The 19,807-nt window shown below is 71.5% G+C and carries 15 protein-coding genes; 5 read left to right on the top strand and 10 right to left on the bottom strand.

All coding sequences use genetic code 11. From position 1 onward, the window contains the following. Positions 1 to 159 precede the first annotated feature (159 nt). The 6 genes from AB0K65_RS01435 to AB0K65_RS01410 all read right to left on the bottom strand — a co-directional run bounded on the left by AB0K65_RS01435 (position 160) and on the right by AB0K65_RS01410 (position 7,809). Complete coding sequence (locus AB0K65_RS01435) at positions 160 to 369, bottom strand: hypothetical protein (RefSeq protein WP_365713107.1); 210 nt, start codon at positions 367 to 369, stop codon at positions 160 to 162. Further along, a complete protein-coding gene (locus AB0K65_RS01430; RefSeq protein ID WP_365713105.1) occupies positions 366 to 4,997 on the bottom strand; it encodes a putative T7SS-secreted protein in 4,632 nt (1,543 codons plus the stop codon). Before AB0K65_RS01430 ends, AB0K65_RS01435 begins: the two co-directional genes overlap by 4 nt. Then, a complete protein-coding gene (locus AB0K65_RS01425) occupies positions 4,997 to 5,644 on the bottom strand; it encodes a hypothetical protein (RefSeq protein WP_365713102.1) in 648 nt (215 codons plus the stop codon). The genes AB0K65_RS01430 and AB0K65_RS01425 overlap by 1 nt, the downstream gene beginning before the upstream one ends. Continuing rightward, complete coding sequence (locus tag AB0K65_RS01420; RefSeq protein WP_365713628.1) at positions 5,641 to 6,165, bottom strand: SseB family protein; 525 nt, start codon at positions 6,163 to 6,165, stop codon at positions 5,641 to 5,643. Before AB0K65_RS01420 ends, AB0K65_RS01425 begins: the two co-directional genes overlap by 4 nt. 12 nt (positions 6,166 to 6,177) lie before the next feature. Beyond that, positions 6,178 to 7,080 carry a helix-turn-helix domain-containing protein gene (locus AB0K65_RS01415; protein WP_365713100.1) on the bottom strand — a complete coding sequence of 301 codons (903 nt, stop codon included), beginning with the start codon at positions 7,078 to 7,080 and terminating at the stop codon, positions 6,178 to 6,180. Positions 7,081 to 7,371: 291 nt separating this feature from the next. Then, positions 7,372 to 7,809, bottom strand: a complete 438-nt coding sequence (locus tag AB0K65_RS01410; RefSeq protein WP_365713098.1) for an ATP-binding protein — start codon at positions 7,807 to 7,809, stop codon at positions 7,372 to 7,374. 156 nt (positions 7,810 to 7,965) lie between these two features. Here AB0K65_RS01410 and AB0K65_RS01405 point away from each other — a divergent pair, with 156 nt between their 5' ends. Both AB0K65_RS01405 and AB0K65_RS01400 read left to right on the top strand, forming a co-directional pair. After that, positions 7,966 to 8,847 carry a helix-turn-helix transcriptional regulator gene (locus tag AB0K65_RS01405; RefSeq protein ID WP_365713096.1) on the top strand — a complete coding sequence of 294 codons (882 nt, stop codon included), beginning with the start codon at positions 7,966 to 7,968 and terminating at the stop codon, positions 8,845 to 8,847. Then, entirely contained in the window at positions 8,844 to 9,062 is a 219-nt protein-coding gene (locus AB0K65_RS01400; protein ID WP_365713094.1) for a DUF397 domain-containing protein, read from the top strand. The genes AB0K65_RS01405 and AB0K65_RS01400 overlap by 4 nt, the downstream gene beginning before the upstream one ends. Positions 9,063 to 9,126: 64 nt before the next feature. Here AB0K65_RS01400 and metG read toward each other — a convergent pair whose 3' ends face one another. After that, on the bottom strand, positions 9,127 to 10,734 hold the full coding sequence (gene metG, locus AB0K65_RS01395) for a methionine--tRNA ligase (RefSeq protein ID WP_365713092.1): 1,608 nt from the start codon (positions 10,732 to 10,734) through the stop codon (positions 9,127 to 9,129). Positions 10,735 to 10,857: 123 nt separating this feature from the next. Here metG and AB0K65_RS01390 point away from each other — a divergent pair, with 123 nt between their 5' ends. Next, positions 10,858 to 11,511, top strand: coding sequence for a response regulator transcription factor (locus tag AB0K65_RS01390; RefSeq protein WP_365713090.1), 654 nt, complete (start codon positions 10,858 to 10,860; stop codon positions 11,509 to 11,511). Continuing rightward, positions 11,511 to 12,611 (top strand): ATP-binding protein, encoded by a 1,101-nt coding sequence (locus AB0K65_RS01385; protein ID WP_365713088.1) that lies wholly within the window; start codon positions 11,511 to 11,513, stop codon positions 12,609 to 12,611. Before AB0K65_RS01390 ends, AB0K65_RS01385 begins: the two co-directional genes overlap by 1 nt. A gap of 77 nt (positions 12,612 to 12,688) precedes the next feature. Here the strand turns inward: AB0K65_RS01385 and AB0K65_RS01380 are convergent, their stop codons facing one another. Next, the gene (locus tag AB0K65_RS01380; RefSeq protein ID WP_365713086.1) at positions 12,689 to 14,521 is read right to left on the bottom strand and encodes a VWA domain-containing protein; all 1,833 of its coding nucleotides are present in this window, start codon (positions 14,519 to 14,521) and stop codon (positions 12,689 to 12,691) included. Positions 14,522 to 14,921: 400 nt separating this feature from the next. Here AB0K65_RS01380 and AB0K65_RS01375 point away from each other — a divergent pair, with 400 nt between their 5' ends. Then, the gene (locus tag AB0K65_RS01375) at positions 14,922 to 16,970 is read left to right on the top strand and encodes a PhoX family protein (protein ID WP_365713084.1); all 2,049 of its coding nucleotides are present in this window, start codon (positions 14,922 to 14,924) and stop codon (positions 16,968 to 16,970) included. 15 nt (positions 16,971 to 16,985) lie between these two features. Here AB0K65_RS01375 and AB0K65_RS01370 read toward each other — a convergent pair whose 3' ends face one another. Then, positions 16,986 to 17,966 carry a hypothetical protein gene (locus AB0K65_RS01370; RefSeq protein ID WP_365713082.1) on the bottom strand — a complete coding sequence of 327 codons (981 nt, stop codon included), beginning with the start codon at positions 17,964 to 17,966 and terminating at the stop codon, positions 16,986 to 16,988. Between the two features lie 121 nt (positions 17,967 to 18,087). Beyond that, positions 18,088 to 19,560, bottom strand: coding sequence for an APC family permease (locus tag AB0K65_RS01365; RefSeq protein WP_365713080.1), 1,473 nt, complete (start codon positions 19,558 to 19,560; stop codon positions 18,088 to 18,090). Positions 19,561 to 19,807 lie beyond the last annotated feature (247 nt).

Here is a 19,807-nt window from a genome sequence, read left to right as displayed (position 1 = left end):
AAGCCCTCGAAGAGGAGGGACCTCGCCGTACAGCCCTTCTAGGTTTTGGTGTTCAGCAAGGCCAGGCTGTCGGTCAAAGTCGTGACGTCTCCTGTAGTGCCGCCTTTGGGTGGCCGTTTGCGTGGCCGCCTTCAGCTACGTCCAGCCGTGAAAGCCGAGTCACATAGCTTTCTCGGCGTGATCCCAGCCGATCCCCTTGGATTCGAGGAACTCGCTTATGTATAGGTCCGTTTCTTCGCTCGTATCCTGATCCTCCAGCCACAGGGACTCGCATTCGGGGCAGGCCCAGAAGATCTCACGAGTGCCCTTCAGCTGGTATTTCTGAAGCCAGTCCTGCCCGCAGTGCACGCAGGGAATTTTGGGGGTCATCTCCAACTCCTTGGGAAGGCGGTAATTACTTCGTTCCCGTGCTCGACAGTTATGGAAATAAACTTTTCGCCGGGGTTGAATCCCACTTGTCGACCCATGGGAATTATATATGTTGTACGCGCTCCCTGTTCGTTCACGGATACAGCTCCGTCGCGAAGGCTCCATGCCTCGTCCACAGTCTCAAGAATTCCTCTGCTGCCTGTATCGAATACCCCGTGCGATGGTTTAGTGGGATCTTCGCTACCGTGCTGCTGGACATGAGTGATGCGGTGTTCGCCATTTCGCCCCGGGCCGTAGTCCAACCCCTCTGGGCTCCTGAACCATCCGTCACCCAGATCTTGCAGGCCGAACCCCTCCCCGTCGGGGCACGGCGACAACCCCAGTGGGTCGCTCCACGTGTGCGGGTTGTGGACGTACGTCGACGGGTTCGGGGCCGGGCTCAGGCCCAGGGGGTCCTGGGTGAGGTAGCGGGCCGATTCAGGGTCGTAGTAGCGGAAGTGGTTGTAGTGGAGGCCCGATTCCGGGTCGAAGTACTGGCCCGGGAAGCGGAGCGGAGTGTAGGCCGTCGCGTCGCGGGTCCAGGTGGTCGTGCCCCAGAGGGTGGAGCGGGTGCGCCATGCCAGGGCGCCCGACTCGTCGACGAGTTCCGTCGGGGTGCCGATCAGGTCGGTGACGATCGCGAAGAATCGTTCGTCGTCCGTGCCCGTGCGGCGTTCCGTCTGGGACAGCGGGCGCAGGCCCGCGTGGTCCCAGGTCAGGGTGACGTCCGCGGTCGTCTGTTCGCAGAGGGTCGTGCCGTCCCAGGTGAAGTGGACCGTCTCCAGCGCCGACCGCTTGGATATTCGGCGGCCCAGGGGGTCGTACGCGTAGTGCCAGACCGTGCCCTCGGGAGTCGTGACCGACGTCAGGCGGTCCTCCGCGTCCCACGCGTACCGCCAGGTGTCCGGCTTCCGGGACAGGCGGGTCTTGCGGCGCAGGGCGAGCCGGCCCTGGGCATCGTGTTCGTAGTGCACGGCGCCCGCCCGGGTGATCCGGGTTCCCTGGTAGGCGCGCGGGCCGGTCGCCGCGTGGGCGGGGTGGGCGGAAGGCCAGTCCGCCTCCGTCTGGTTGCCGGCCTCGTCGTACGCGTAGCGCTCCGTCCAGCGGTCCGCCCGGACCGCCGTGACCCGGCCCGCCGGGTCGAGGTCGAAGCGGCGCGTCCCCGAGAGGCCGTCCGTGACGGAGACCAGTCCGCCGTCCGGGCGGTAGCCGTACGCCCGGTGCTGGAGGCTGCCGGACCGGGACGTGACCTGCTGAGCCGTCAGCCGGCTCATCACGTCGTACGACGATGTCAGCGACACGAAGTCCGCGACCGTGCGCTCCACCTCGCGCCCCAGGGCGTCGAAGGCGAAGGCGAGTTCACGGCCGGAGGCGGTGAGGCCCGTCCTGCGGCCCAGCGCGTCGTACGACCACGTGCTGACCGAGCCGCCCGGCGTCGTCCGGCCCACCCGACGGCCCTGCTCGTCGTACGCGTACGACAGGGTCCGCCCGTTGACCGTCTCGGACGTGAGGCGGCCGTAGCGGTCGCGGAGGCGCTCCAGCCTCGCGTCCGTGTTGGTCGCCACCGCCAGTTCGTCGAAGACGTCGTACTCATAGGTGGTCACCGCGCCTTCGGCGTCCTTGCGGACGATCCGGCCGAGGGCGTCGCGCTCGAAGCGGACCGTCTGCCCGAGGCCGTTCACGCGGGAGACCAGCCGGCCCGCCGCGTCATAGGCGTAGCCCAGCGTCCGGCCGTCGAAGTCCGTCTCGGCGAGCGTCCGGCCCGCCCCGTCGTAGGCGTAGTCCCAGGTCAGTCCCTGCGGGTTGGTCACCCGTGTCAGCCGCAGGTTCGTGTCGTGGGAGAACTCGTAGCGCACCCCGTCCGGGCCCGTACGGGAGGTCATCAGGTCGAAGTCGGTGTAGGTGAAGCGGGTCGTGGCCCCCACCGCGTCCGTGTGGCTGAGACAGTTGCCCTCGCCGTCGTACGTCCAGGACTCCACCGTGCCGTCGGGCGCGACGCGCCGGGACGGCCGGCCCTCGACCGTCCACTCCAGCCGCGTCACCGCCCCGAGCGGATCGGTGACGCGGACCGTACGGCCGAAGGCGTCGTGTGCGTAGCGGGTCGTGGCCCCCAGCGGGTCGGTGACCTCGACGGGGAGGCCCCGGGCGTCGAGGACCAGCCGGGTGGTGGCGCCGAGCGGGTCCGTCACCGAGGTGAGCCGTCCCGCCTCGTCGTAGGCGAACTCCGTCCGCGCGCCCGAGGGGGCGGTGACCGACGTGCGGTTGCCGCGCGCGTCGAAGGTCTGGCGCACGGTGTTGCCGTCGGCGCCGATGATCCGTACCGGGAAGCCGTCCTCGTCGTACTCGGCCCGCGCCCGCCGCCCGTCCGGACGCTCCAGCACCGTCACGCGGCCCTGCTCGTCGTAGGTGGAGCGGCTGACGTGGCCCAGCGGGTCCGTCCGTGACAGGAGGCGGTGGAAGCGGTCGTACTCGTAGCGGGTGACCGCACCCAGCGGGTCGATCTCGGCGACGACCTGGGCGCGGTCGTTGATCAGGTGGCGCTCGGTGTGTCCCATGCCGTCGGTGACGGCGGTCATACGGAGCCCGGTCTCCGGATCGACGTCGTCCCAGGTGAACGTCGTTTCGAGGTGGCCGTTCGCGCCCGACTGGTAGGTGCAGCGGTCCCGTTCGTCGTAGACGTAGTCGAACCGGCTGTCGTTGGTGTCGGTCCACGAGGTGATCCGGCCGTGCTCGTCGCAGCCGAAGCGCAGGGGGCGGCCGGAGGAGCCGGTGACCTCGGTCAGGTGGCCGTCGGTGTAGCCGTAGCGCAGGATCTCCTGGTCGGATCCGTCCTCCGCCGCTCCCGCGAGGTGGAGGGCCGTCACGCGGCCCTCGCTCGTGGTGAGCCTCAGGTGGTAGCCGCCGTGGTGGACGATCGACGCCGGGGCGCCCGTCTCGTCGTACTCGAAGGTGATCCAGCGGCCGTTGCGGTCGTCGACCTGTGCCAGGAGCGCGAGGCCGGCGTCGTGGTCCGCGAAGTGCCAGACCCGGCGGGTGTCGGGGTCGGTGATCGTGTAGCCGTCGCCGACCCGGTCCAGCGGCCACTGCCGGCCGTGCGTGGGCATGACGGGGACACCCGGGGCCGGGTGCGGGTACGCGAGGAGGCTGCCCTCGTCGCAGCTGAAGACCACGCCCTCGGAGTCGATCTCGAGGCGCTGGTCCACCGTCGACGACCACGTCGGGCCGAACCAGCGTCCCGAGCGGCGCGAGGAGTCGTAGGTGCGCCGGAAGACGAGGGGAAGGGAGCCGGGCAGGGCGATGTCGGTCTGGGGAAGCAGCATGCGCCCGGTCGCGATGTCGACCGGGTCCTTCTTGCACACCGTCTTGCTGCACTCCTTGGCGGTGCTCTCCGGGTCCTTCTCGTGGTCCCCGCGGCTGCCGCCCGGCTTGCCGGGTCCGTCGGGCAGGTGCTTGGTGCCGTTCAGGCCGGCCCGCAGGCCGCCCCTGACGACCCCGCCGCCCTTGGTGCCGATCAGCTCCGGCAGCAGCCGGCCGAGGAACTCCGACGGGTCGCCCTTCGCCGCGTCCCAGGCGTTCTTCAACGCCCTGTCGGGGTTCGCCGCCGTGGAGACCAGACCGGCGAGCGTCATGTTGACGCCCTTGTAGTACTCCGCCGGGTGGGTCAGGTTGTACGGGTCCGTCGGATTCACCGAGCGGACGAAGTTGACCAGGCCCGCCGTGCCCTTGATGACGCCTCCGCCGAAGTGGGCCAGCTCGATGCCCTGGCCCAGGCCGTAGTCCATCAGTTCGAGCTTGGCCTTCTCGCGGCCGGTCGGCTCCTTCGGCGCGTGGGCCAGAGCGGCGTGCACCGCCGCCTTCGCCGTCTCGCCGGCCTCGTTCCGCGCGTGACGGGCGTCCTTCAGGATCTCGCGCGCGCGTCGCCGCTTGGTCTCGCCCGGGTCGGAGAACTCCCCGGGGTGGGGCAACGGGCTGTCCCCGTGGCGGGCCGCGTCGTAGGCGGCGGCCTTCTTCTCGTAGGCGTCGTGTGCCGTCCGAGAGTCCTTGTCGCCCTCCTTGTACAGCGCGATCGCCTCGCGCGCCTTGCCCTGCGCGCTCACGATCGCCTGCGCGTACGTCTCCAGCGCCTTGGCCGCGTTCTCCATCGCGTCCGCCGCGTGCAGCCAGTCGGTCGGCAGCGTCCGGAACTTCTCCCGGAAGGCGTTGGCCGCCTCGCCCTTCCAGTGGCTGGGGTCCAGCTTCTTCATCCCGCCGCCGACGAGGTCGAACGCGCGCTGGAAGTCCCGCAGGTTCTTCACCGCCGCTGCGATCCTCTCCGGCTTGCCGTGGATCAGCTCGTTCGCTTCCTCGGTCTGCCCGAGCTGCTTCTCCCCGACCTCCGCGCCGAGGGACGACGCGGTGTCGTCGCCCCAGTCCTCCACGACTTCGGCGATGCCGTCGTGACCGTAGTGCCGCAGCCCCTGGCCGGCCTTGTCGGTCGCGTAGTCGACGCCTTCGCCGACGAGCTCCTTGCCCTTGTCGATGCCGTCACCGATCTTGTCGATGCCTTTGTCGACCAGACCGCCCCAGTCCACCCCGCCCAGGCCCGCCATCAGCGGTTCTCCCCCCACCGCGGCTGCTCGGCCTGGTCGATCGTCGCCTGATCGGGATCGAGCATGTCCTTCAGCTCCTCGTCCATCCCGTCACGCAGCGCCGGATCCAGCGCGCCCGAGCGTTCCATCGAGTCCAGCAGCGAGTCCTCGACGTCGTACGCCGTGTTCTTCCAGGTCTGCTCGACCTCCTGGTGCGCCCCGGTGAACGACTCGGGGGTCCAGTCGGCGCCGTCCCACATGTGCTGGTCGCGAATGGTGTCCCAGCGCATCTGCTTGACCTCGTCCTCGGACAGGTGCGGGTTCCCGTTGAGGGAGTTCGCGCCGATCTTGAAGGAGTCCTTGACGTACTGCTCCTGCTCCGCGAACGAGCCCGCCGACAGGCCCACACCCTGTGCAAAACCGTTTCCCCGAAGGGTCAGCGCCCGTACGCCCCACTCCCACCGGTTGCAGAAGGTCTCGAACTCGGACGTCAGGCCGCCGTGCCCCAACTCCAGCCCTGACAGCGCCAGGTCGGAGAACCCCCGGCCCGTCGACGCCTCCCCGATCATCCCGAGATCCTTCAGCTCGGAATGTGCCAGGTCGATGCCCTTCACGATCTCCGCCAGCGCCGCCGCCGGCGCCGCGAGTTCCGGCTCGTTCCCACTCATCGCGTCCCTGTTCCCCCGAGATCCACCGCCACCGCGTCCGGGACGATCCCCGCCACCGGCGGAAACAGCATCCCGTCCGCACCGCCCGCGTCCAGCGCCACCCCGGCCGGTCCCGGCAGCATCGGCACCATCACATCCAGCAGCCGCGCGCCGAGGACCGTCCGGTACGTCCACTCGCGGTCCGCGTCCCCGCGGGCGCGGGCGAAACGCGCCAGCGCCTCCTCGTCGGAGAACGCGCAGATCCACCGGACGCCGTTCTGATCCGCCGTCCACAGGCTTCCGTGGTCGTCGAAGGGCACCAGGACGGCGGTGCGCCGGAATTCGCCGAGCAACCGCGCAAACTCCCGCCGGGCGCCGCCCGCTTCGGAGTCCGGCGCGACCTCCGGGGCAGTCGGGACCGGGGCGGCCGGGGCATCCCCATGTGCCGGATCCGGCCGTTCCGCCGGGATCGGAGTGCCCGTCAATTCGGTCAGTCCGGAGGCCCGTTGAGGCTGCGATATGTCATCCCCGTTCACATCCACCCGCACATGCTGTCACGCGAGGATTTCCGTGAGCAACGGCCTTGTTGGCGGGCAGGCGGCGCAGGTGCCCGGTTCGGGGCCGCGGAAGGCACGGTCGCAGGCGTCGCAGTTCTGGAGGGGGTGTCTCGTGGCCGAGGCCGTCGTGCCGAGCGGTGGCAGGGGCGGGAGCTTGGCGTCGAGGCGGTGGGCCAGAAAGGCGGCGGGGCGGTACAGCGGCTCCCGTGGCAGGTCGGCGGTCAGGGCGCGCTGGACGGCCTCGGGGGTGAGATCGCGCTCCAGCCACGCGGCGACGCCCGGCACGAGGTGGTCGGCGTCCGTGGCGGAGAGCAGGAGGCGGGGGTCCTCGCGGCGGAGTCCGGAGAGCACCCCCAGGGCGGTCTGGAGAAGGCCGGGGGCGGGGTACGCGGGCTGCGGCACGGCGGGCAGGGCACGGCGGCGGGGCTTCTGGTCGGCGCTTCGCCGGGACGGGGGCGGGGGTGGGGGTTGAGGCTGGGGCCTTGGCCGGTCCTCGCCGCGAGTGCTCCCGGGCTGGTTGCAGGAGACCGTGCGGGTGACCATCCGGCCCCCGTCGGTGCGCATGCGGGTCCGGCGCAGATAGCCGTGCGCCTCCAACTCCCGCAGCGCTCCCGCGATCCGGGTCTTCCCTTCGGGGAAGCGGCCGGCGAGCGTCCCGATGTCGATCTGGGCGCCGCTGCGGAGCGACTGGATGTGGACGGCCAGGCCGATCGCGAGCAGCGACAGCTCGGTGTGCTGGGCGAGGTGGTTGCCGATCACCGTGAAGTGCGTGGTGTGGCGGGAGTTGTTGTGGACGACGCCCCCGGGGTGCGTGGCCTTGGCGGCTCGCTGGGAAGGGTGGTTTTTCCCGTCGTTGAGGGACGGGGCGTGCGGGGGCGCGCTAGTGTTCTGGGTATCCATCGGGAAGGGCTTTCTTCCTTGATGGTCAGGCCCTCGCCCTGGGATTGCCGTCCCGGCGGGGGCCGACGCATGTCAGCGGTCGTGTGGTGTGTCGCGCTGAGCGTAGATCAAGGAACCCCTCCCAAAGCCAGCCGAGTTGGTGTTTTTCACCCGAGTGAGTGAGTGGCTGCCGAGCGGGGGGAGGGGTGGGGCTTGGTGCGGTTTCTTTCTCTCTCGAAGTTGCTTGGGAAGACCGGCCGTCCTACCGGCGTCCGCGTTCCCGGCGTTCGGTGACCGAGGTGTTTGGGCAGGTCAGCGACGTAGAAGATCGAGCTCCGCCCATACGGTCTTCCGGGGGACGGGACCCGGCTCGACACCCCAGCGGTCGGCGAGCGCCTCGACCAGGAGCAGCCCGCGTCCGGAGCCCCCGTCGGGGGACGGCGGCCGGAGGCGGGGCAGCGCGTCGGCCCGCGTGTCCGTCACCTCGATCCGGAGGACAGCCTCCTGAGCCAGAAGCGCCACACGGAAGTTCCGGCCGGCGACGCGGCCGTGCGTGGCGGCGTTCGCCGCCAGCTCTGCGACGAGGTGCGCGGCGGCCTCGGTCACGCCGTACGGCAGCTCGTGCCGCGTCCGCAGCCACTCGACGGTGAGCAGCCGGGCGAGCCGAGCGCCGCGCGGCGTGGGGGACAGCAGGACCTCGAAACGGGCTGCTGAGGAGGTCTGGGGACGGGTGGTGTTCTTCTGGTTCACCTCACCGAGCGTGGCCGCCCTCGCCTACCGTGAACAGTGACGATTCCGATGCGTAGGGTGACTGTCCGGAGCTTGTCCACTGCTGTCCGGGCTGTCCGAACTCGTCGGAGGGGTAGGGGCGTCGCGGCACGAGAGCGCGGACAGAGGGGTGCGGGCATGTCGGTGGACGGCGAGACCGGGGTACGACGGCTCACGACCGAGGCGGACGACCCGGGGTGGGAGGTCGACCCGGACGACGACTGGGGCGTGGCCGTCATCGCCACGGTGGGACGGCAGTTGCGGCTGCGGAGGGAAGCTGTGGGCATGCGCGCCGCCGAGTTCGCCCTCGCTGTCGGATACGGCGAGGACCTCATTTACAAGATCGAGAGCGGGAAGCGGATCCCCCGCCCCGAGTTCCTGGACAAGGCGGACGAGGTCCTGGGGGCGGGTGGGCTGCTCTCGGCCATGAAGGAGGACGTGGCGAAGGTCCGGTACCCGAAGAAGGTCCGGGAACTGGCCAAGCTGGAGGCCCGGGCGGTGGAGATCGGCGTATACGAGTGCATCAGCCTGAATGGCCTTTTGCAGACTCCCGCGCACGCACGAGCCCTGTTCGAGGCACGGCAACCCTCGTACGCAAGGCCGGAGGTGGAGCGTCTTGTGGTCGCACGCATGGCGCGAGTGTCGGTTTTCGACCGGTCGCCGGCACCGGCGCTCAGCTTCGTCCAGGAAGAGGCGACGCTGAGGCGCCGTGTCGGCGGCACAATGGTGTGGCGGCAGCAGCTCGAACGCTTGCTGGAGGTGGGACGCATGAAGAACGTCTCGCTCCAGGTCATGCCGACGCGAAGTGATGCTCACCCTGGCCTCAGCGGGAGGATCGAGCTGTTGAAGTTCGAGGACGGCACAGCGGTGGGGCGTTCCGACGGTGCGTTCAATGGGCGCCCGACGCACGAGCCGAAACAGCTGCGGATTCTTGAGCTGCGGTATGGCACCATCCGGGCTCAGGCGCTTCCGCCAAGGGAGTCACTGGCCCTTATCGAGCAACTGCTGGGAGAGACATGATCCGCAAGGCCCCCGCCGGCGACGCCTCCGTACTGGCGTGGTTCAAGAGCAGTCACAGCAGCGGCCCGGAGGGCGACTCCTGCGTCGAGGTCGCCACCGCCCCCCGCACCGTCCACGTCCGGGACTCCAAGTGCGTCGAGGGCCCGCAGCTCGCGCTGACGCCGACTGCGTGGGCGGGCTTCGTGGCCTACGCGGCGGGCGGCCGGCCTCGGTGACGACGCGCGCCCCACACCTGGCTCTCACCAGGCGCGGGGCGCGTCGTACGTGGATCCGGGGACGTCAGTCCTTCTTCGGCTCCTCCAGGCGCGGGAACAGCACCGCGCCCTTCGTCACCGTCGTGCCGGCGGGGAGCCGCCCCCACGTGCCCGCGTCCTGAACCGGCTGGGCGGACAGGGCGCCCAGCGAGGTCTCGGCGCCCAGTGAGTCCCAGAGGGCCTGCGAGGTCTCCGGCATGACCGGGTTGAGCAGGACCGCGACCGCGCGCAGCGACTCGGCCGCCGTGTAGAGGATCGTCGCCAGGCGGGCGCGGCCCGCCTCCGAGTCGTCCTTCGCGACCTTCCACGGCTCCTGCTCCGTGATGTAGCCGTTGACCTGCTTCACGAAGTCGAAGATCGCCAGGATGCCGCCCTGGAAGTCCAGCTCCTCGCCGATCTTCCGGTCGGCCGTCTCGACCGCCTTGGCCAGGCCCTCGTGGATCGCCGTCTCCGCGTCGCCGTCGGCCGTCGCGGCCGGCAGGGCGCCGTCGAAGTACTTGCCGACCATGGCCGCCACGCGCGACGCCAGGTTGCCGTAGTCGTTGGCCAGCTCGGAGGTGTAGCGGGCGGTGAAGTCCTCCCACGAGAACGAGCCGTCGCTGCCGAAGGCGATCGCCCGAAGGAAGTACCAGCGGTAGGCGTCCACGCCGAAGTGCGAGGTGAGGTCCTGCGGCTTGATGCCGGTCAGGTTCGACTTCGACATCTTCTCGCCGCCGACCATCAGCCAGCCGTTGGCCGCGACCCTGCCGGGCACGGGCAGGCCCTGCGCCATCAGCATCGCGGGCCAGATCACCGCGTGGAAGCGCAGGATGTCCTTGCCGACCAGGTGCACGTTCGCCGGGAACGTCTCGTCGAACTTCTGCTGGTTCGAGCCGTAGCCGACGGCCGTGGCGTAGTTCAGCAGCGCGTCGACCCACACGTAGATGACGTGCTTGTCGTCCCACGGCACCGGGACGCCCCAGTCGAACGTGGAGCGGGAGATCGACAGGTCCTGAAGACCCTGCTTGACGAAGTTCACGACCTCGTTGCGCGCGGACTCCGGCTGGATGAAGCCCGGGTTCGCCTCGTAGAACTCCAGGAGCTTCGGGCCGTACACGCTCAGCTTGAAGAAGTAGTTCTCCTCCTTGAGGATCTCCACCGGCTTCTTGTGGATCGGGCACAGCTTCGTGCCGTCCTCCGCCTCGATGAGGTCGCCCGGGAGCTTGTACTCCTCACAGCCCACGCAGTACGGGCCTTCGTACCCGCCCTTGTAGATCTCGCCCTTGTCGTACAGGTCCTGCACGAACTCCTGCACGCGGTCCGTGTGACGCTTCTCCGTCGTCCGGATGAAGTCGTCGTTCGCGATGTTCAGGTGCTCCCAGAGCGGCTTCCACGCCTCCTCGACGAGCTTGTCGCACCATGCCTGGGGCGTGACGTCGTTCGCCTCGGCCGTGCGCATGATCTTCTGACCGTGCTCGTCCGTGCCGGTGAGGTACCACACCTTCTCGCCGCGCTGACGGTGCCAGCGCGTGAGCACGTCGCCTGCGACGGTCGTGTAGGCGTGGCCCAGGTGAGGAGCGTCGTTGACGTAGTAGATGGGGGTCGAGACGTAGTACGCCTTCGCCCCCTGCTTCTCGGATCCAGTGGCCGCCATGGTCGAAATCCTAACGGTCTGTCGAAGATCCACTCACATCGCCGAGGGGGCCGGGAGCGCGGAGAGGTCCGCGAAACGTTCCCCGGCGTAGAAAGGACCGTGCACAGCGGCGAGGGAGTGATCATGCGCGTACTGGTCGCCGAGGACGAGCAGGTCCTCGCGGAGCTGGTCGCCACCGGACTGAGGCGGGCCGGCTTCGCCGTCGACACCGTCTACACCGGTGACGCCGCCCTCGCCTACCTCGGGCTGCACGACTACGACGTCGTCGTCCTCGACCGCGACCTGCCGCGCGTCCACGGAGACGACGTCGCCCGCGCCCTCGTCGCCGGGACCTCCCGGACCCGGATCCTGATGCTGACGGCCGCGGCGTCCCTGGAGGACCGCGTCCAGGGGCTCGACCTCGGCGCGGACGACTATCTCGGCAAGCCCTTCGAGTTCCCCGAGCTGGTCTCCCGGGTCCGGGCCCTGCGGCGGCGCAGCGCCCGCCCCGTACCGCCGCTGCTGGCGAAGGACGGCCTGCTGGTCGACACCGCCCGCAGGACGGCGACCAGGGACGGGCGGGACCTCGACCTCTCCCCCAAGGAGTTCTCGGTGCTGCAGATCCTGCTGGAGGCGGACGGCGCGGCCGTCTCCGCCGAGGAGCTCCTCGAACGCGCCTGGGACGCGCACACCGACCCCTTCACCGGCGCCGTGCGGGTCTGCATGAGCAAGCTCAGGGGCAAGCTGGGGGAGCCGGCGCTGATCCGCACCGTGCAGGGCGTGGGGTACGCCCTGTGATGGGCGCGGGCTCCACGATCCGCACCCGGATCGCCCTCGTGTACGGAGGCGTCTTCGTCGTCCTCGGCGGGTGCCTGCTGGCGGTGGTGAACCTGCTGTCGCGCGCCGGTACGGAGGGGGAGGCGGAGGCCATCGCGGCGCGGGTGCGGGTGGTGGCGCCGTTCGAGACCGTCACCGCCTACCGGCTGAGCGGTGACGTCAGCCGGGCGGCCGGCGAGCAGATGCTCATGTGGTCGTGCCTCGCCCTCGCCGCCATGGCCTTCGCGGCGGTCGCCGTGGGGTGGTGGACCGCCGGGAGAATGCTGCGGCCGGTGCACGAGATGACGGCACGGGCGCGCCGGCTCTCGGAGCGCACCCTGCACGAGAGGCTCGCGGTGAGCGGCCCCGACGACGAGCTGAAGGAGCTGGGCGACACGATCGACGCCCTTCTCGGACGGCTGGAGCGGGCCTTCGACAGCCAGCGGCGGTTCATCGCGAACGCCTCGCACGAGCTGCGCACCCCGCTCGCCACCCAGCGGGCCGCCATCCAGATCGGGATCGAGGACTCCTCGGACGTGAAGCAGGTGCTCCTCGACACCAACCGGCGCAGCGAGCGGCTCATCGAGGGGCTGCTGGTCCTGGCACGGAGCGAGCGCGGCCTCGAGGAGCGGGAGGAGGTGGACCTGGGGGCGGTGGTCGTCGAGGAGTGCGAGGGGTACGGGATCGACTGCCGCACGGGCGGCGCCGGGACGGTCCTGGGGAACCGGGTGCTCCTGGCCCAGGTGGTACGGAACCTGGTCGCGAACGCCGTCGCGTACAACATCCCAGGCGGCACGGTGGAGGTGACGGCGCGGGGCGGTGTGGTGACCGTCGCCAACACCGGACCCGTGGTCGCGGCCGCCGACCTGCCCGGTCTCTTCGAGCCCTTCCGGCGGGGCGACGGCCGCGACCGGATGGGGCCGGGCGCGGGGCTCGGCCTCTCGATCGTCCGGTCGATCGCGGGCGCCCACGGCGGGGCGGCGGACGCGGTGGCCCGGAGCGCGCGGGAGGGCGGCGGCCTGGTCGTGACGGTGACGTTGCCCGTCGCCGCGCCGGGGATCGCAGCCGTCGGCCGTCGCTAGACGGGGACCCGGACACCTGGGGCCGGACACGGACGAGGGGTGGCCCGCCGACCGGCGGGCCACCCCTCGATCCTGTGTCAGACCTGCCAGTCGGCGAGGAGCCCGCGGAAGAAGGCGGGGTGCGCCGTCTCGGCGGGGGTCGGTCCGGCGAAGAACGTGCCGGTACGGGGGGCGGTGAGCTTACGGAGGTAGTCGAAGGCCTTGTTGTCCTCCTCGCCCCAGGCCACGAACTGCCAGTGGATCGGGCGGTCGGCGGCCTGGGCCAGGGCCTCGGTGGCGGCGGTCTTCGACTCGGGGGCGCCGTCGGTCTGGAAGACGACGAACGCGGGTCGGGTCGGGTCGGCCTTCTCGTGGTGGGCGAGGACCTCTTCGACGGCGCGGTGGTAGTTGGTGCGGCCCAGACGGCCCAGACCCGCGTTGATCTCGTCGACGCGGCCGTCGATGCCCTCGGGGCGCAGCTCCGCGGTGCCGTCGATGTCGGTGGAGAAGAAGACGGCCGTGACGGTGGCGTCCTCGGTGAGGTGGGCGGCGAGGGCGACGGTCTGCTCGGCGATCCGCTGGACGGAACCGTCCTTGAAGTACCCGCGCATCGAGCCCGACCGGTCTACGACGAGGTACACGGCGGCCCGCGCCCCCGTGAGCCCCTGCTTCTTGAGCACGGCCCCGGCGGCCTTGTAGGCGTCCACGAGCTGCGGCGCACTCGCCTTGACCTCGGCGAGGGCGACGGCGGGCACGGCGTCGGCGGCAGCGGTCTCGGCTTGGGCGGCGGCGACGGGTTCGGCGTCGGGGGCCGGTTCCGCGGCTTGGGCGGCGGCGACGGGTTCGGCGTCGGGGGCGGCTTCGGCGTCCGCGTCGGTCTCGGCCTCCGCTTCGGCGGCGACGGCCGGTTCCGGCAGGGAGCCCTCCTCGGCGGCGGGCGTCTGCGGCTCGTCCGCGTCCGCGTCGGTCTCCGGCGTGGCCTCCGCCTCGGCGGGCTCGTCCGCGACGGCCGGCTCCTCGGCGGCCGCTTCCGGCTCCGCCGGGGCGTCGTCGGCCTCGTCGGCCGGGGTCTCTGCCTGCTCGGGCGCCTGGTCCTCGGGCTCGTCGGCCGGGACCTCGGCAGCCGCCTCGGCGGGCTCGTCCGCGATGGTCGCCTCGGCGTCCGCGGGCGCCTCGGACTCGTCCGTGGCCACCGCCTCGGTCTCCTTGGCCGCCTCGACGGCGGACTCGGACTCGACGGCCGGCTGCTCGGCGGCAGCCGGCTCGGCGGTCGCTTCCGGCTCCGCCGGGGCGTCGGCCTCCTCGGCCTCGACGGCCGGTTCCTCGGCAGCCGGCGTCTCCACCTCGGCCGCCTGCTCGGGCGCCTGGTCCTGGACCTCGGCCTCGACGGCGGGCTCCTCGGCGGCAGCCTCGGAGGCGCTCGCTTCCGGCTCCTGGGCAGCCGGGGTCTCCGCAGCCGCCTCGGCCGGCTCCTCGGCAGCCGTCTCGGCCACAGCGGTCTCCGCGTCCGCCTTCGCCTCCACGGTCCCGTCCGACGCGACCGTCTCCTCGGTGTCCGAGGGCGCGTCGGCGGTCGGCGTGGTCGCGGCGGCTTCCGCCTCCGCCGTCTCGGACGGCTTCCCGTGGGTGTCCGTGACCAGCGGCTCCTCGATCGCGGTCGTCTCCGGCTCCGCCGGGGCCTGGGCACCGTCGCGGGCGGCCGGGACGGCCGCTCCGTCGGCCGGGTCCTCGGTCGCGTCGGACGACGTTCCCCTCCCCGCCGACCCCGTGCCCGCCGGCACGCTCTCGCGGGCCGGCGTCGACGTGCGGGCCTGCGGGACCTTCGGATTGTCGAAGGCGGCCGCCACCAGGTCGTCAGCCGCGCGCTTCGCGGCCTCGTCCGGCGGGGTCGGGGACGGGAGCGTCACCGAGTCGGCCCCGTCGGGAGTCACGCGTTCCGTCGCCGTCTGGGGCGGAACGGAGGTTGCCGTAGTTTCGACGTGCTGGTCCGCACGGTCGCGTCCGAACACCTTGCGCAGCAAGCTCCGAATGCCCATGGGCGAGGCCTTTCGCATGAGTTGGGTGCGGTGTATGTCCGTACTGGGTGAATCATCCCTGGCCAGGGCGGACACGTAAGGTTAGCGGCCCCTGGTGTGTCGCCTCCGGCGCCCCGACACGCGGCGTCGCGCACCGCCGCCCGTACCCCCGCCGGTACCCCCGCCACCCCGGTCGCCGCGCATTCATCCGTCGTTCACTCCGGCGCCGCCCCCGCGCGGATGTGCACACATAACGTCACCGCCGGACGGATTCCCGACACCATGTCGGCGCAGGGTTGCGCCGGAGGAGGACGAAGTGCGCAAACTGCTGCCGCTGCTGAGCACCAACCCGCACGGAGGCGGCCGTTCCGCCCTCACCTGCCGGTTCCGCTGTGGCGACGCCTGCTTCCACGAGGTGCCGAACACCAGCGACAACGAGTACGTCGGCGACGTCATAGCCGGCGCCCTCTCCCGCCGCTCCATGATGCGCGCAGCCGCCGTCGTGACGGTCGCGACCGCCGCCGGGACCGGCCTCGCGGCCGGCAACGCCCCGGTCGCCGAGGCACGTACGCACAAGCCCGGCACTCCCGGCCGCACCGACGGCGCCCGTGGCCTGCGGTTCGCTCCCGTCGCGCCCAACACGGCCGACCAGGTCACCGTGCCCGCCGGTTACTCCCAGAACGTCGTCATCCGCTGGGGCGAGCCGATCCTCCGCGGCGCGCCGGCCTTCGACGCCGACAGGCAGACCGCCAAGGCGCAGGCCGGCCAGTTCGGCTACAACAACGACTTCCTGTCCCTGCTGCCGCTGCGCGGCGAGCACGGGCGGCAGGTCCTCGTCGCGAATCACGAGTACACCGACGAGGTCCTGATGTTCAAGGGGTACGACCCGGCGAACCCGACCCGCGAGCAGGTGGAGATCGCCTGGGCCGCCCACGGGCTGTCCGTCGTCGTGGTCCAGGAGGAGCACCGCTCGGGCAGGCTCACGCCCGTCTCGCGCCACCCGCTCAACCGCCGGCTGCACACCACCAGCGAGTTCGAGCTGACCGGCCCGGCCGCCGGCTCCGCGCTGCTGCGCACGTCAGCCGACCCGACCGGCCGCAAGGTCCTCGGCACGCTCAACAACTGCGCCGGCGGCACCACCCCGTGGGGCACCACGCTGCACGGCGAGGAGAACTTCAACCAGTACTTCGCCAACGGCTCCCGCGCCACCGACAAGCGGTACGGCATCGGCACCGGCGCCACCGAGCGCAAGTGGGAGCGGTTCGACAAGCGCTTCGACCTGGCGCAGGAGCCCAACGAGGTCCACCGCCAGGGCTGGGTCGTCGAACTCGACCCCTACGACCCCGACTCCACGCCCCGCAAGCGCACCGCGCTCGGCCGCTTCAAGCACGAGGCCGCGCAGCCCCGGCTGACCGAGGACGGCCGTCCCGTCGTGTACATGGGCGACGACGAGCGGTTCGACTACTTCTACAAGTTCGTGTCGTCCAGGCGCATGAAGAAGGGCAACTCCCGGGCGGCCCGTGCCCACAACCTCACCCTGCTCGACGAGGGCACCCTGTACGTCGCCAAGCTGACCGGTGACAGCCCGCAGGACGTCGACGGCACCGGCAAGCTGCCGAGCGACGGCGAGTTCGACGGCTCCGGCCAGTGGATCCCGCTCGCGACCGGCGACGTCTCGCACGTGCCCGGGATGACCGCCGAGGAGGTGTACGTCTTCACCCGCCTCGCCGGTGACAAGGTCGGCGCCACCAAGATGGACCGTCCCGAGGACGTCGAGCCGTCGCCGCGCACCGGCCGTGTCTACGTCGCGCTCACCAACAACTCCGACCGCGGCAAGGCGGGCAAGGCCCCGGCCGACGAGGCCAACCCGCGCAACCTCAACAAGCACGGGCAGATCCTGGAGCTCGCCGAGCACTGGGACGACCCGGCCTCCGACGGCTTCGCCTGGCGGCTGTTCCTCGTCGCCGGCGACCCGAACGACCCGGCCACCTACTTCGCCGGCTTCCCCAAGGAGAAGGTCTCGCCCATCTCCTGCCCCGACAACGTCGCCTTCGACCCGTACGGCAACCTGTGGATCTCCACCGACGGCAACCAGCTCGGCTCGCACGACGGCCTGTTCGGCGTCGCCACGCAGGGCGAGCGGCGCGGTGAGCTGAAGCAGTTCCTGACGGTCCCGAAGGGCGCCGAGACCTGCGGCCCGATCATCCAGGACCGCCGGGTCCTGGTCGCCGTCCAGCACCCCGGCGAGATCGACGGCGCGTCCGTCGAGAAGCCGGCCTCGGTGTGGCCCGACGGGCCGGGGAAGATCGTCCGCCCGTCCGTCGTCGCCGTCTGGCGCAAGGACGGCGGGGACATCGGAGTCTGAGCCCCGACGGGGGCCTCACACCACCCCCAGGCCCTCCCTGAAGCGGACGAACTGCTCGGCCGGCTCGCCGGTGAAGGACCACGGCACCCACGACGCCCGTGGTCCGAGCATGCCGAGCAGTTCCCGCGCGATCTCCACCTGGCCGGCGTAGCAGGCCGCGTGGGCCAGGTAGTTCAGGTCGACGACCTCCTCGGGGTCCACCGGCCGGCCCGGCTCCCGGCCGCCGATCCACCGGGCGTACGTCCGGCGCAGTTCGGTCACCGCCAGCTCGTGCTTCCAGTGCTGGTCGAAGCCGCGCACCGGGCCCCGGCCCAGGGCCCCGTCGGCGATGTAGCGGTACTCCTCGACCCGGGCCAGCTGCACCAGGACCGGCAGCGGGGAGCCAGGCGGAGCCACGCCGGCCGCGTCGCGCGCGAAGTCGTACATCGCCCCGTGGGTGCCGTGCCACCGCGCCGACCAGTAGCGCAGCAGCTGGGCGTGGCCCTCGACGTGGTACGGGTCGCGCCGCCGGACCTCGTCGAACCACTGCCGCAGCTGCCGGCGCGGCACGCCGCCTTCGTGGAGGCGGGCCACCGTGAGGAGGGAGACCCAGGGCATCGGGTCGTCGGGTGCCGCCTGCGCCGCTCCGAGGCAGGTGTCGACGGTCGCGTCGAGCCGCCCCCGGTCCACGGCGGCGCCCCGGCCGGCGGCGATGGCCGTGTCGAAGATCCGTACGACCTCGGTCGCCGCCCGCAGCACCGCCGCGTCGGGGTTGTCCGGTTCGGCGGCCCGCCAGGCCTCGACCGCGGAGCTGCCCGCGGCGGCGTGCGCGAGGAGCCGCAGGCGGTGCGTGCGGCGGGCCGGGTTCTCGCCGGTGGACGCCAGCAGGTCCCGTACGCCCTGCCAGCGGCCGATGACGATGTCCTGCCGGGCCTCGGTGAGCGGGCGGTCCCCGTGGTCCGGGTCGAAGTCGGGCGTGAAGCGGGCCGCACGGCCCGAGCGTCGGCGGACGTGCATCGGCTTTCCTCCCTCGAAGACGCGAAGACTCGGCTACGGCTGTGGTGCTGTTCATCTGTGGGCCCGCGGGTCCGCGGGCGGCGGGGGCGGCCCGGTGCCGTCGACGGGCGGCGGCCGGTCGTCAGAAGTCGGTGGCCAGCGACTCGTCCGCGCGGCGGGCCCGTGCCGGGCCGCCCGCGAAGGGGTCCGCCGCCGCCAGCGCGCTGACCGCGTCGAGCCGGGCGGGGCGGTAGTAGGCGCTGCCCTTGCGCCAGTACACGGTCATCGGGACCACTCCGACGAGGAGGCCGCCGAGGCCGATGGTCAGCGCCGTCGTCGACAGCTCGCCGAGCGATTCGACGAACGCCCACAGCATGAAGGCCGAACCGGCCAGCGGCCACACCCCGCCGAGCAGGAAGTGCCGTACGGAGGACAGGAGCACCGACTTGTACGCGACGACGGCGGCGATGCCCGCGAGCCCGTAGTAGAACGCGATCAGGAGGCCGATCGCGGCGACGCCGTCACGCAGGATCCGGTTCACCGAACCGGCGGCCGCCGCCGCGCCGAACATCAGCAGCGCGGCGGCGCCGACGGCGGCGATCGCCACCCACGGGGTGTTCCAGCGGCGGTGCACGGTCCCGAGCGCGGCCGGCATGGTGCGGTCACGGCCCATCGCGAAGAGGGAGCGGGTGACCTGGATGAGCGTGGTCTCCAGGGTGGCGACCGTGGACAGCAGCACGGCCGCGACGAGCAGCTTGCCGCCGACGCCCGGCCAGATCTCCTGGCCGAGGACCGCGAGGACGTTGGCCCCGGACGCCTCGATCTGCCCGGCGGTCAGCAGCACGTTGACCGAGATGGTGAACGCCTCGAAGAGGAGGAAGACGACACCGACGCCGACGAGTGCGGCGAGACCCGCCGTACGGCGGCTGTCGCGGGTCTCCTCGCTGAGGTTGCTGGTGACGTCCCAGCCCCAGAAGTAGAAGGCGGCGATCAGCGCGCCCGCGGCGAAGCCCGAGGCCCCGTCGAAGTGGGAGAAGCCGAGCCAGGACCAGTCGAACGCGGTCGCGTGCCCGCGATGGGCGAGCGCGGCGAGGACGAAGCAGACGAGGACGGCCATCTCGACGCCCGACATGACCAGTTGGGCTCGTACGGTGAGCCGGGCACCGCCCAGCACCACCAGCAGCATCATCAGGAACCAGCCGGCGCCGACGGCGGCGGCCAGCGGGGTGTTCTCGGCCAGCTCGGGGTCGAGGAGGGAGAGCGTGAGCGCGCCCGCGGGCAGGGAACCGGCGACCATGAAGATGGTGGTGGACACGACGAGGGCCCAGCCGGAGAGGAAGCCGAGGAAGGGGTGGAGGGTGCGGCCCACCCAGGAGTACCCGGCGCCCGCGTTGACGTCGATCCGGCCGAGGCGCGCGTAGGCGAGGACAATCCCGAGCATCGGCAGCGCGCAGTAGAGGAGTGCCGCGGGTCCCGCCAGGCCGACCGCGCCGAACAGGACGGCGGTGGTGGCGGCCAGGGAGTAGGCGGGTGCGCTGCCGGCGACGGCCATGACGATGGTGTCGAAGGTCCCGAGGACGTTGGGCTGGAGCCCTCTGCCGGTCGTGGTGCGCATGGCGATGTCCTTGGATGGCACGGGGAGATGGCGCAGGACGGGGTGACCGTGCCGGTCGGGCCGGATGGCCCGGTGGGGGCACGGGTCAAGGTGAATCGAGCGCATCGTAGTCGCCCCGGTGGATTCCGGTAACGGCGGCGGGGAGGGTTCCACGGGGTGACCGTCGGTAAGTTCCTTCCCAGGCCCCCGGGCGTGGTGCCGGGCGGCGACGGCGGCCGGGAAGGGGCGTGACGGCGCGGCGAGTTCG

This window comes from Streptomyces sp. NPDC053755, from assembly GCF_040677675.1.
Classification (GTDB): Bacteria; Actinomycetota; Actinomycetes; order Streptomycetales; family Streptomycetaceae; genus Streptomyces.
The sequence above is the reverse complement of the archived record's forward strand: the minus strand, read 5'-3'. Positions and strand labels throughout refer to the sequence as shown.

Excerpts from the sequence above, each read along its gene's own strand:
- AB0K65_RS01365 (WP_365713080.1), bottom strand. The coding sequence starts at position 19,560 with ATGCGCACCACGACCGGCAGAGGGCTCCAGCCCAACGTCCTCGGGACC.
- AB0K65_RS01415 (WP_365713100.1), bottom strand. The coding sequence starts at position 7,080 with ATGGATACCCAGAACACTAGCGCGCCCCCGCACGCCCCGTCCCTCAAC.
- AB0K65_RS01400 (WP_365713094.1), top strand. The coding sequence starts at position 8,844 with ATGATCCGCAAGGCCCCCGCCGGCGACGCCTCCGTACTGGCGTGGTTC.
- AB0K65_RS01425 (WP_365713102.1), bottom strand. The coding sequence starts at position 5,644 with ATGAGTGGGAACGAGCCGGAACTCGCGGCGCCGGCGGCGGCGCTGGCG.
- AB0K65_RS01385 (WP_365713088.1), top strand. The coding sequence starts at position 11,511 with ATGGGCGCGGGCTCCACGATCCGCACCCGGATCGCCCTCGTGTACGGA.
- AB0K65_RS01435 (WP_365713107.1), bottom strand. The coding sequence starts at position 369 with ATGACCCCCAAAATTCCCTGCGTGCACTGCGGGCAGGACTGGCTTCAG.
- metG (WP_365713092.1), bottom strand. The coding sequence starts at position 10,734 with ATGGCGGCCACTGGATCCGAGAAGCAGGGGGCGAAGGCGTACTACGTC.
- AB0K65_RS01390 (WP_365713090.1), top strand. The coding sequence starts at position 10,858 with ATGCGCGTACTGGTCGCCGAGGACGAGCAGGTCCTCGCGGAGCTGGTC.
- AB0K65_RS01405 (WP_365713096.1), top strand. The coding sequence starts at position 7,966 with ATGTCGGTGGACGGCGAGACCGGGGTACGACGGCTCACGACCGAGGCG.
- AB0K65_RS01370 (WP_365713082.1), bottom strand. The coding sequence starts at position 17,966 with ATGCACGTCCGCCGACGCTCGGGCCGTGCGGCCCGCTTCACGCCCGAC.
- AB0K65_RS01430 (WP_365713105.1), bottom strand. The coding sequence starts at position 4,997 with ATGGCGGGCCTGGGCGGGGTGGACTGGGGCGGTCTGGTCGACAAAGGC.